General features: G+C 55.7%; 14 protein-coding genes. 10 read left to right on the forward strand and 4 right to left on the reverse strand.

Annotated features, from left to right (window positions below):
* Window positions 1-3: 3 nt before the first annotated feature.
* Window positions 4-687: a heavy metal response regulator transcription factor gene (locus AB7E06_RS08815; RefSeq protein ID WP_427956392.1), complete on the reverse strand. Its 684-nt coding sequence runs from the start codon at window positions 685-687 to the stop codon at window positions 4-6.
* Between the two features lie 284 nt (window positions 688-971).
* Between AB7E06_RS08815 and AB7E06_RS08820 the strand changes: the two genes are divergently transcribed.
* Window positions 972-1,307 (forward strand): four-helix bundle copper-binding protein, encoded by a 336-nt coding sequence (locus tag AB7E06_RS08820; protein WP_427956395.1) that lies wholly within the window; start codon window positions 972-974, stop codon window positions 1,305-1,307.
* Between the two features lie 89 nt (window positions 1,308-1,396).
* Here AB7E06_RS08820 and AB7E06_RS08825 read toward each other — a convergent pair whose 3' ends face one another.
* Window positions 1,397-1,597 (reverse strand): heavy-metal-associated domain-containing protein, encoded by a 201-nt coding sequence (locus AB7E06_RS08825; RefSeq protein ID WP_427956397.1) that lies wholly within the window; start codon window positions 1,595-1,597, stop codon window positions 1,397-1,399.
* Window positions 1,598-1,908: 311 nt separating this feature from the next.
* On the opposite strand from AB7E06_RS08825, the gene AB7E06_RS08830 reads away from it, so the two are divergent.
* The 9 genes from AB7E06_RS08830 (at window position 1,909) to AB7E06_RS08870 (ending at window position 9,907) form a co-directional block, all read left to right on the forward strand.
* Window positions 1,909-2,193 carry a DUF2933 domain-containing protein gene (locus AB7E06_RS08830; RefSeq protein ID WP_427956400.1) on the forward strand — a complete coding sequence of 95 codons (285 nt, stop codon included), beginning with the start codon at window positions 1,909-1,911 and terminating at the stop codon, window positions 2,191-2,193.
* A 129-nt stretch (window positions 2,194-2,322) separates the two neighbouring features.
* Window positions 2,323-4,281, forward strand: a complete 1,959-nt coding sequence (gene dsbD / locus AB7E06_RS08835; protein WP_427956403.1) for a protein-disulfide reductase DsbD — start codon at window positions 2,323-2,325, stop codon at window positions 4,279-4,281.
* Between the two features lie 162 nt (window positions 4,282-4,443).
* A complete protein-coding gene (locus AB7E06_RS08840; RefSeq protein WP_427956406.1) occupies window positions 4,444-6,306 on the forward strand; it encodes a copper resistance system multicopper oxidase in 1,863 nt (620 codons plus the stop codon).
* 5 nt (window positions 6,307-6,311) lie between these two features.
* On the forward strand, window positions 6,312-7,469 hold the full coding sequence (locus tag AB7E06_RS08845; protein WP_427956426.1) for a copper resistance protein B: 1,158 nt from the start codon (window positions 6,312-6,314) through the stop codon (window positions 7,467-7,469).
* A 74-nt stretch (window positions 7,470-7,543) separates the two neighbouring features.
* On the forward strand, window positions 7,544-8,053 hold the full coding sequence (locus AB7E06_RS08850; protein ID WP_427956408.1) for a cupredoxin domain-containing protein: 510 nt from the start codon (window positions 7,544-7,546) through the stop codon (window positions 8,051-8,053).
* A gap of 14 nt (window positions 8,054-8,067) precedes the next feature.
* Window positions 8,068-8,541: a c-type cytochrome gene (locus AB7E06_RS08855; RefSeq protein WP_427956411.1), complete on the forward strand. Its 474-nt coding sequence runs from the start codon at window positions 8,068-8,070 to the stop codon at window positions 8,539-8,541.
* 70 nt (window positions 8,542-8,611) lie between these two features.
* Window positions 8,612-9,028, forward strand: a complete 417-nt coding sequence (locus tag AB7E06_RS08860; protein WP_123661218.1) for a DUF411 domain-containing protein — start codon at window positions 8,612-8,614, stop codon at window positions 9,026-9,028.
* A 160-nt stretch (window positions 9,029-9,188) separates the two neighbouring features.
* Window positions 9,189-9,548 carry a hypothetical protein gene (locus AB7E06_RS08865; protein ID WP_123661217.1) on the forward strand — a complete coding sequence of 120 codons (360 nt, stop codon included), beginning with the start codon at window positions 9,189-9,191 and terminating at the stop codon, window positions 9,546-9,548.
* A gap of 152 nt (window positions 9,549-9,700) precedes the next feature.
* Complete coding sequence (locus AB7E06_RS08870) at window positions 9,701-9,907, forward strand: hypothetical protein (protein ID WP_123661216.1); 207 nt, start codon at window positions 9,701-9,703, stop codon at window positions 9,905-9,907.
* Between the two features lie 49 nt (window positions 9,908-9,956).
* Here AB7E06_RS08870 and AB7E06_RS08875 read toward each other — a convergent pair whose 3' ends face one another.
* Both AB7E06_RS08875 and AB7E06_RS08880 read right to left on the reverse strand, forming a co-directional pair.
* A complete protein-coding gene (locus AB7E06_RS08875) occupies window positions 9,957-10,403 on the reverse strand; it encodes a DUF305 domain-containing protein (RefSeq protein ID WP_123661215.1) in 447 nt (148 codons plus the stop codon).
* Window positions 10,404-10,507: 104 nt separating this feature from the next.
* Window positions 10,508-11,749, reverse strand: a 1,242-nt coding sequence (locus AB7E06_RS08880) for a heavy metal translocating P-type ATPase (protein ID WP_427956416.1), incomplete at its 5' end; no start/stop codon positions are given.

Here is an 11,749-nt window from a genome sequence, read left to right on the forward strand (position 1 = left end):
CAACTATGCCGGGAGCGTCACGTCGAGCATGTAACCCATGCCGCGTACCGTGTGGATAAGCTTAGGATCAAAATCGTCATCGATTTTGGCGCGTAGGCGTCGGATCGCGACATCAATGACATTGGTGTCGCTGTCAAAGTTCATGTCCCAAACCTGGGAAGCGATCAACGAGCGAGGCAGCACTTCGCCTTGCCGGCGTACCAAGAGCTCCAACAAGGCAAACTCTTTGTTCGTAAGATTAATACGCACGTTTTGGCGCTGAGCTCGGCGGCGCGGAATATCGAGAACGAGATCGGCGATCTGTAACTGATCCTGGAAAGTAGAAGTGGCGCCTCGCCTTAATAACGTACGAACGCGCGCTAGGAGCTCTGAAAAAGCGAACGGTTTTACTAAGTAATCGTCTGCGCCCAGCTCTAGCCCTTTGACCCGATCTTCCACGCTATCCCGGGCAGTCAGAAAAAGTACCGGCGTTGACGATTTCGCATCACGTAGCGCCTGGACGATACGCCAACCGTCCACATCGGGCAGCATGACGTCCAAGATAATCAAATCGTAAGAACCAGTCAGGGCCAAATGATGCCCGTCTAAGCCAGTGCGCACGAGGTCCACAACGAAGCCGGACTCCACTAGTCCTTGGCGTACATAATCACCGGTTTTGGTCTCGTCTTCGACCAACAGCAATTTCATGGGTTCGATCCTATAGGTCCATCGGCTATCACGACAAAAGAAGAGCGTGCTGCCGTCCATAGTAGGACTTTAGTGCGATGGCGCTGACGGCAACATGACGTGAGGATTACAAAATTGTAATGACACGGCAGAAGCCATCACGCACCGAGCTGAGTTTGAACGGAAATGCCAGCATTTATAGGCAAATTACTGCCCGTACGGCATCCAAGTTGCTGCATGAGGGAAGTGGCACCGCATGACGGTGGCCACATGATGATCACACCTCAACCTCGTTGGAGATCGATATGCCTCATGAAAAGTTTCAATCATGCATAGACGCTTGTTATGCCTGCGCTACGGAGTGCGACCACTGCGCCGTTTCATGCCTGGGAGAACAGGACGTTAAAAGCATGGCGCGCTGCATAAAGCTGGACATGGATTGCGCACAAATTTGCCGCATGGCGGCCAGTTATATGGCTAGGGGAAGTGAATTCGCCCAAGCGCTTTGCCGTCTGTGCGCGGATGTCTGCCAAGCTTGCGGAGACGAATGCGCCAAACACCAAATGGATCACTGCCAGCGCTGCGCCGAGGCTTGCCGCAGATGTGCTGAAGAGTGCAGGCGGATGGCGCAGATGGCCTGAGCGGCCTACCAAGCAGAACCCGTGCCCTCATGAGTGGTGCGGGCAAACCAAAGATTGAGGCTAGGGCGCATCACTGCCCTTTGGCCTTTTTAAACTTTACGCGACGGACTGTAACCCGCCTCGCGAATAGCTTGTTCTACTACGCCTGCATCACGAGCCCCTTCCACGCGTACGGCGTGTTCGGCCAAGTCAATCGAAATGGTAGCCTCGGGAGCGACGTCTTTGACAGCCGCAGTGACAGCCCCCACGCAGTGTCCACAGGTCATATCGTTTACTTCAAACTGAATCATTTTTTCCTCTCTTCGTTACTCATCAAACCGAATAACTGTAGGTTAAACATTCCCATAGTGGCAATGTCAACAGATACCGTGGTTTTTGCGGCCCGTTGTAAATAGAAAATGCTTTGCCCCGCGCGGGGCGGCGCAATTAAAGCAATGCGAGTGCTTTGTACATATAGCAACAAAATTATTGCTTCCCTGAGCTCTTCTCCAAAGATGACAAAGATGTAATGCCCACGCCATCTTTCTGACAGCGACGGACCGTTACAGTGGGCTCGTCGCTAGATTGAGCTCCAGCGACGCAAGTACAAGGAGAGCCCACAATGAAATGCGATATGAAAGCGATGTTGAAAGGCGGCCTCGGACTGGCCGTGCTGATTGCAGTGGCGTACGCGGCCTTGCCTGACGCGCGGGAGTGGATTGCTGCGGTGAGCCCATTCTTATTCTTTTTGATCTGTCCGCTGATGATGTTTTTCATGATGAAAGGCATGCAGTCGTGTCACAGCGATAACGGTTCAAAGAACGGTAGACCCACTCAAGCACCACTACCGGAAGGGACTAATGCCGGCGGGCACCCGCGTCCGCTGAACCGTAGTAAAGCGCCTTGATGCTTGAGCGGACCATGGGGACCAGACTCACGCGAATAGTCCTCCTAGTACTAGCGGCAATTAGCTTGGTCACCATTTTCGCCTTCGTTTTCATGGGCATTATGATGTTTTGGATGATGAGTAGTTGAAGTGAAATCGATCCGTTTGATGACAGCCCTGCTCGTACTGTCACTGGCGTGGCTACCTGGTATTAGTCCAGCGGAATTCTCTGCAACACCGGCCAGCTCCACGAGTATTACGGCCTCAGACTCTGCCTCCTCGACTCAGGGCCTCTTCGATTCTTTGCGTGATTGGTTTGGTGATGAGGGTGCTAACCAAGAGCTCTTGCCGCCAGACGAAGCGTTCAAAGTCTCGGTGAGGGCCCGCGACGCCGATACGCTGGTCGCGATGCTCACTGCAGCAGAGGGCTATTATCTTTATCGGGACAGGATCGCGTTTGATCTTCAGGAGTCGTCCGGCGCAGCGATCAAGAACGTCGTGCTGCCTGAAGGTAAGGTCAAGGATGATCCCACCTTCGGTCAGGTCCAGGTGTACTACGGGGCCGTCCAGGTCCCAATTACGTTGAATCGCCTGTCTGGATCCCTTTCCGAGACGCTGATTCTGCAAGCGTCCTATCAAGGCTGTAACGATCCTACCGGTGTCTGCTATCCACCGATAAAGAAGACGCTGTCCGTACCACTTGTCGCGGCAGCTGGTGCAAGTTCCGGTTCTGGCGATGAGAGCCCCATGCCAGCGCAAGCGCGTAGCAGCGGCGTCCAGAGGGTAGCCGAGGCCCCGGTGTCGGAGACGAACCTCGTTCGAGATCTGTTCGCCGAAGACAATGCGTGGGCGCTCGTTGCCGCCTTCTTTGGTTTTGGCTTGGTTCTGGCGTTTACGCCCTGCATGCTTCCCATGATTCCAATTCTGTCGGGAATGATTATTGGGCAAGGGCGCTCGATAAGCCGTCGTCATGCGTTTGGCCTTTCTTTGGTTTATGTGATGGCCATGGCCATTACCTATGCGCTCGCCGGTGTGGCCGCAGGATTAGCGGGCACAATGCTCTCGGCCTACCTGCAAAACCCGTGGGTGCTGGGCAGTTTTGCCGCCGTCTTCGTGCTGCTTGCGCTTTCCATGTTCGGCTTTTATCAGCTGCAGATACCCGCTTCCATTCAGACCCGCCTAGCGGGCGCCGCAAACCGGTCTGCCGGCGGAAGGGTCTTGAGCGTATCGGTTATGGGTGTGTTGTCCGCCGTCATTGTCGGGCCATGCGTTGCGGCACCGCTGGCTGGGGCACTGCTTTACATTGGGCAGACAGAAGATGTTGTGCTGGGTGGCTTGGCGCTTTTCTCGCTCGCCATAGGGATGGGAGTCCCGCTTCTGATTTTTGGCACCACAGCGGGCGCACTGTTGCCAAAAGCTGGTCCGTGGATGAAGTTCGTGCAGCACTTTTTTGGCGTCACGATGCTGGCTGTGGCCATCTACCTGATTTCCCCGGTCATACCTGCTGTCGTCCATATGAGCTTATGGGCGGTCTTGCTCATTATTTCCGCGATGTACCTGAGGGCATTGGATCCCCTGCCTGACGGCTCGCCTGGCTTTGTGCGTTTGGGCAAAGGGGTTGGGGTCATTGCACTCGTTTCGGGCCTTGCGTTGCTCATCGGCATGCTCTCAGGCGGCCGCGATGTCCTGCAGCCCCTGGACGGTTTAAGAGGTCCAGGTGCTGCAGCCGCGCAGAATATCGGCTCGCCCGAGCTGCAGTTTAAAAAAGTTATGAGCCTTGCTGACCTCGAGTCCGAAGTCCAAGCGGCCGAAGGCCGCTACGTCATGCTCGATTTCTGGGCAGATTGGTGCATCTCATGCAAGGAAATGGAGCGTTTCACGTTTACAGACGCTCAGGTAAGAAAGCGTCTCAAAGACGTTGTGCTGCTTAAGGCCGATGTGACGGCAAACAACGCAGACCATCAGGCACTGCTCAAACGTTTTGAGTTGTTCGGCCCCCCAGGCATCGTCTTTTTCGACAGACAGGGTATGGAGATCGATTACCAAGTCATCGGGTTTCAGGCGCCGAAGAAATTTTTGCGTTCATTGGATTCCGCAATACCTCTCTAATGGCCCCGGGGTGCGATCCGGTTCATGGATTACAAAAAAGTAATGGAGCCGTCATTAGTGCGACAGCTCTACTTGATTAAAGTTAAGGAATGACGCCCTGTCGCTTCAATTGAACTGGCAGACGCCGTTTCTAATAACGACTTACTACAGGATTCTCCCCGCGTGAAACGCTCAACTACGTTAGCCGTTCCCTTCCCGGCCATACCTCGCCGCCGTTTTGTGCAAGGCCTTGTGGCCGGAGGCGTGTTGCTGGGCCTGTCGCCATTTGCCCGTGCCGCTGGAATGCAATCGGGCGGAACGAGTACTGGTTCAGCCGCTGTACTGACTGGGACCGAGTTCAACCTGGAGATCGGTGAATCACCTGTGAATTTCACTGGTAAGCCTCGTATGGCGACGACGGTCAATGGCTCGCTACCGGCGCCCACGTTGCGTTGGCGCGAAGGCGATACCGTCACCATTCGCGTCAAGAACCGCCTGAACGAAACCACGTCAATCCATTGGCACGGCATCATCCTGCCGTTTCAGATGGACGGAGTGCCCGGAATTAGCTTTACGGGGATCCCGCCCGGCGAAACGTTCACGTATCGGTTCAAAGTGCAGCAAAGCGGCACGTATTGGTATCACTCGCACTCGGGCATGCAGGAGGCCACCGGGGTCTATGGGGCGATCATTATCGACCCGGCGCAAGCTGACCCCATACGGGCCGATCGCGAGTACGTCGTCCAACTCTCTGACTGGACCGACGAGGATCCGATGCGGGTCCTGGCCAAGCTCAAGATGCAGGGCGACTACTACAACTACAACCAGCCCACGGCCGTCGATTTCTTTCAGGATGCTTCCCAGATGGGCCTGAAAGCCGCTATCGACAAGCGCAAGATGTGGAACGAGATGCGCATGAGCCCCACGGATTTGGCCGATCTGTCCGCGAACGTGCTGACCTACCTGATGAATGGTACGACGCCAGCGGGCAACTGGACGGGGCTATTTCGACCTGGAGAGCGGGTGCGGCTGCGCTTTATCAACGGCGCGGCTAATACTTTCTACGATGTACGCATCCCGGGCCTTCAGTTGACCGTCGTTCAAGCCGACGGGGTCAATGTGGAGCCCGTTACGGTGGACGAGTTCCGATTCGGGCCCGGGGAAACCTACGATGTATTGGTACAACCGAAGGACGACGCTTACACCGTTTATGCGCAAGCAATGGACCGCACGGGATATGCGCGCGGTACGCTAGCCACGCATGCTGGTCTCGAAGCGCCAGTACCGGCGCTTGACCCCGTGGAATGGTTGACCATGGCGGACATGATGGGCGCTATGGGCGGGGGCATGGCAGGAATGAATCATGGCGCAGCCAGCCAATCGTCCGGTGGCATGAGCCATGGAGGCATGACCGGAATGGGCCACGGAAATATGGCTGGGATGAATCACGGCAGCATGCAAGGTATGAATCACGCAGGCATGTCAGGCATGGACCACGGCGCGATGTCTGCGGCCGGCGCCAGCCCTCAGGTGCGCCATGCCAGGACCGAGTATGGGCCCAGCATCGATATGCGGGTCGATATGCCGCGCACCAACCTGGACGATCCCGGCATTGGGCTGCGTAATAACGGCCGGCGCGTGCTAACGCTGTCCGATTTGCACACCGTGGGCGGGCCAATGGACCCGCGCGGCGCAGAGCGTGAAATCGAGCTCCATTTGACCGGCAATATGGAGCGCTATACCTGGTCGTTCGACGGCGTCGAGTTCGGAAAATCAACCCCGGTTCATTTCCGTTATGGCGAACGGGTCAGAGTCATCTTGCACAACGACACCATGATGACGCACCCCATGCATCTGCACGGGATGTGGAGTGAGCTGGAAACGCCAGACGGCCAATTTCAGGCGCGACGCCACACGATACCCGTGCAGCCTGCTCAGCGTATCAGCTTTCTTGTGACCGCCGATGCGCTCGGACGCTGGGCGTGGCATTGCCATCTGATGTTGCATATGGATGCAGGGATGTTTCGCGAAGTGGTGGTGGCATGAAGACAATGAACGACACGTTAGGCATCCTGGTCATGAACAATCAATTGAAGAAGAAGTTTCTTGCGGCGACCATCGCTACAGTGGGAGTGATGCCCGTGCTTGCCTATGCGCAGACGCATGCCGGCCATGCCGGTCATACTGCGGCGCTGCCCGCAACAAGCACGCCCGCGACGGCTTCGGGCATGGATCATGGCTCTATGAACATGTCCGATAAGGATCACGGTTCGATGGACATGCCCGGTATGGGTCATGGCGACATGAAAATGCCCATGAAGCAGCCTGACTCGATCAAAAACACTTCCGCCATGCCGGGAATGTCGCACGGTCAGTCCGGCTCCAATGCGCCAACCTCCGCACACGATATGGGTGCCATGGACCATAGCGGTGGCGAAATGGATCACGGCGATATGCAAATGCAAGGCGGATCGCCGCCGCCGGATGCCCGTGATCCGGACGCGTACTCCGATGGCTACGTCCGCAATGCCGGAAAATATGCGTTGCCGCCGTCAGATGCGCTAGTCATGTCCGACATGCACAACTTCGGCTCCGTCAATTTTGACCGGTTGGAATACGTCAGGGCGCGCGGCGAGGAATGGGTGGCCTATGAAGGCGAGGCCTGGTACGGCAGCACTTACAACCGCGCCGTGATCAAGGCCGAAGGCGAAGTGGCGGGCGGTAAGCTGCAAGAGTCTGAGACACAACTTCTGTGGCGCCATGCAGTTTCTACGTTTTGGGATACGGAACTGGGTTTTCGTTTCGATCATGGCCAAGGCGTGCCGAACCGGGAATGGTTGGCATTTGGCTTTAAAGGGTTAGCGCCTTACTGGTTTGAAGTCGATGCCACAGCCTATGTTGGCTCGAGCGGCCGCACCGCTTTGGAGCTGAAGGCCGAGTACGACATCCTGTTGACTCAGAAGCTATACCTCCAACCCAGCGTCGAAGTGAATTTCTATGGAAAGAACGATGAACGCTGGGGCATTGGTAGCGGCTTGACAGACGGCACGGCGGGCTTGCGCCTCAAGTACGAAGTCACGCGTCAGTTCGTTCCGTACGTGGGCGTCGAATGGTCCAGCAAGTTTGGAAAAACGGCGGATTACGCACGAGCAGCGGGCGACTCCAGGCAGGAAACCCGCTTTGTGGCCGGTCTGAGCTTTCGCTTCTGAAGTCGTCTTTCACCTTTCCACATGGGCGGCTTGAAAAGGCAACCTGTTAAAGCAAATCTCAAGAGAGCATTTATATGAAAAAGACACTGTCCATTCTGGCTTTGAGCGTACTTCCAAGCCTCGCATTGGCTGCCGGCAACCATGGCGGGGGGCATGGTGCACCGGCGCATGGCGTGCCCGGTCACGATATGTCTACCATGTCGAATGCACCTTCGCCAACTGGTCAGCCGGGCGATCCGGCTAAAGTTACGCGCACGATTGAACTGACGATGGACGACACCATGCGGTTTACGCCTGGTGACATCCAGGTCCGCGCTGGCGAGACAGTTCGTTTCTTTATCAAGAATACGGGGAAAATCCCTCATGAAATGGTGATCGGGTCCATTGCCGCTTTGAAGGCCCATGCGGCCGAGATGCAGAAGATGCCGGGGATGCAGCATTCGGAACCGAATATGATTACATTGGGCCCGGGTAAGATTGGCGGCTTGGTGTGGCAGTTCGACCAGGCGGGCACTGTCGATTTCGCTTGCTTGATTCCGGGTCACATGGAAGCTGGAATGGTTGGCAAGGTAAAAGTCAGCTGATCTAGCGCATTCAAATGACACGGAGAAAATTGGTCTTTGGAGTGGTTGGCGTCGTCATAATCGGTGCCGCCGCCGTCCTATACAGCACGATTCGGCCATCTGGCCCGGCATTCATCGACCCTGCGGACCAATCCCTTGTGATGCAGGGCAAGGCGATCTATGCGAACAACTGCGCAGCCTGCCATGGCGAGTCCCTGCAAGGCCAGCCGAACTGGCGTGAACGCATGTCCAATGGCAGGCTGCCTGCACCGCCGCATGACAAGAGCGGCCATACCTGGCACCATCCCGATGCGATGCTGGTCGATATGGTGAGAAACGGTCTGGTCCCTGGGAAGACAGCACCTCCAGGCTATGTGAGCGACATGCCCGCGTATCGCGACATCCTCAGCGACCAAGAGATCATTGCGGTACTGACTTATATCAAGAGCACTTGGCCCCCTAAAGTTCTAGAGGCACAGAAGGAAGTTACTTTGCAACAGCAGAACTAAGCTGCTTGGTTGTGGTCTTTATCTATACTATGAATCATTCAAGATCTACATTTTTGCTGGAGCAGGTTTCATGAAACTATGGCTAACAGCGGCTGCCTTATCTGTCGCGTCATCCTTTGCACAGGCTGCCGGCACGGCCATTACCGTATATCAGGACCCCAATTGCGGCTGCTGCACCGGATGGGTCGAGCATATGCGGGATGCTGGCTTTGACGTTACGACGATCAAGACAGCCGACATGGTTTCAGTCAAGCAAAAACTCGGTGTGCCACCAAAGCTTGGATCGTGCCATACAGGCGTGGTACACGCCACCGGCCAGATCATAGAAGGGCATGTGCCCGCCAATGCAGTCAACAAGTTGCTCGCTGACTCGTCGGTGAAGGGCGTGTCGGCGCCTGGCATGCCGTTGAATGCGCCGGGCATGGGGCAACTGGACGGCAATCTGGTTACGGTGGACTTTAACGGTAAACCATTTTCTAAGGACTAAAATCTACAGACGAGCAACGATATAGCCGGGTACGCCACGATTGGTACGCATTTGCTGCTCTGACGCTGGAAGACACTACACCTCCACACCTACATCTCTCTTGCGCCACAAGTTCAAGCCGGTTCGTGAAAAGTCAATTTTCTGAATTTAGGAGATCAAAATGAATATGAAAGCACTATTTATTGCGCCCGTTACGGCGCTCTTGTTGGGCGTAAGCGGTGCAGGAGCAGCAGCGACTCCCAGCGGCGATGGCACATCCACGGGCATGAAAGCTGAACCAGGCATGATGCATAATGATGACGCGACCCAGATGGGCCAGATGAAGCCAGGTAGGATGAAAGATCACGGCATGATGGGCGGCGGCATGATGGGGATGATGGGCAGTTGCCCTATGATGGGTGCCGCCAGCGGCGCCAATAGCAAAGTGATGATGCAGATGCATGGCGAGATGATGCGTGCCATGGGCGACATCATGATTAAGTATGCCGATAAACTTGAAGTGCCATCCTCGCCTCAATAACGAGATCTGAGTTCGAACCAAAGAGCTGTCAAGAAAGCTATTTCGATGGCTTTGGATGCGCTGCGAGCCGTTCATGGGGCGTCGGCTACCAAATGCCGGCGCTAACCGAAGACTGCCTCCCGCATCGTCCTTGGAAACGATGGAGCGATCGCTTGAGCAAGCCATTTACCTTCGGCACCCTGCGTACTTCGCTTTGCATTGATGAGCAGTGGGTGATCACAGTCGCCAATGCGTTTGCCAGAGCGCTTGAGGCCAGCACGACGCTGGAGACCTGGGTCAGCGCATCGTCGGCTGATGCAGAGTTTCCGGCATTCAATCCTGTGCAGTTACCCAGGCAGTCAATGAGTATTGTTGCTTAGAACCTTTCCTGTGACTTCGTTCAGGCTCACTTGCGGCTCAGATGCGGATTTATTTCTCGAGATCCTTGATAAGCGCTTTCATTTCTTCGATTTCCCTGCGCTGTGACTCGATGATTTGACCGGCCAGTTCACGAACGCGAGGATCAGAGAGGGTCGCCCGTTCGCTGGTCAAGATCGCGATGGAGTGATGCGGAATCATCGCCTTCATCCAGGAAACATCCTCAATGGTTGACTGACTTCGCACAAGCCAGAGAGCAAGCGCAAATACTATCGCGCTGGCGACAAAAATCGCACTGTTCACGCGACGACTTCGGTGCATATGGACCATGAAGGCCAGCATGATGATTGCCATCGCGGCGCCCATCATGAATGCCATATACACGCGGGTTTCACTGAAAAAGACGTCGGCCAGCTCATACGTATTTAGATACATAAGGCCGAACATCACGATCGTTGAAGTAGCGATCATGGCGGCAAACCGAAGGTATTGGCGCATGGCTGATCTCCTGTTTTACGTAAAGATTTGCTATTTCCCCAAACACGTCAGCTTTGGCTACTTGCTAAGTTCAAGTGCCACCGACTCACGCGACGCGTTGCACTTCAGGTAGACTTTCGAAGCCTAAGGGCATTGAAAACGACCGATGCTGAACTCAGACTCATCGCCAGTGCCGCGAACATGGGTGAAAGCAACAGCCCGACAAACGGGTACAAGACCCCAGCGGCCAAGGGCACCCCAAGAGCGTTGTAAACGAATGCGAAGCCCAGATTCTGCTTCATATTGGCGACTGTTTTGTCCGAGAGGTGGCGCGCAATCGAGATGCCGCGCAAGTCTCCCTTGACCAGCGTGACCTGCGCGCTGTTCATCGCCACGTCGGTTCCGGTACCCATCGCAATCCCGACATCCGCTTTGGCTAAGGCAGGTGCGTCATTAATGCCGTCGCCGGCCATCGCAACAACTCGGCCTTCTGCTTGAAGTTTGCTGACCAAATCCAGCTTGTCGGCCGGCTTCACTTCACCGTGAACCTCGTCAATTCCTAATTGCTGTGCCACAGCTTTAGCCGTCGAAATGCCGTCGCCTGTTGCCATGATGACGCGGATCCCAGCCGCCTTGAGACCCTTCACGGCTTCCGGTGTGCTTTTCTTGATTGGATCAGAGACGGCCAGCAAGCCTATTAATTGACCGTCTGTTGACAAATACATGACGCTTGCACCCTTGGTGCGCAACGATTCGGCGGTACTGGCCATGATCGTAACGTTAACGTTTTCTTGGTCCATGAGAGCGGTGTTGCCGAGGGCGAGGTGCTTACCGTCGACCTGGCCCCGCACCCCAATACCGCTACCCGATTCGAACTCGTTGACGGCACTGAGGCTTAAGCCTTGCTCACGCGCTGCGCTAACAATGGCGTCTGCTAGCGGATGTTCACTGCCCTGATCAAGGCTAGCCGCCAGACGCAGCACTTCGGCAGCCTCTGTGTCGCCTGCCGGAATGGCCTGCTCGAACGCAGGGCGGCCTTCCGTCAAGGTGCCGGTCTTATCGACGATAAGGACATCGACTTTACGTAGGTTCTCGATGGCTGCTGCATCGCGAAACAGCACGCCCTGGGTGGCGCCACGGCCGGTTGCCACCATAATGGACATGGGCGTGGCCAAGCCCAGGGCACATGGGCAGGCGATGATCAGTACAGCTACGGCGTTAATCAAGCCATATACCCAGCTCGGTTGCGGCCCAAAAGTACCCCAAACAAAAAACGTGATGATGGCGATGACGACGACTGCCATCACAAAATAACCAGCCACTTGATCTGCCATGCGTTGCATCGGTGCGCGGGAGCGCTGCGCTTG

This window comes from Alcaligenes sp. (assembly GCF_050255915.1).
In the GTDB taxonomy this organism is placed as follows: domain Bacteria; phylum Pseudomonadota; class Gammaproteobacteria; order Burkholderiales; family Burkholderiaceae_B; genus Alcaligenes; species Alcaligenes aquatilis.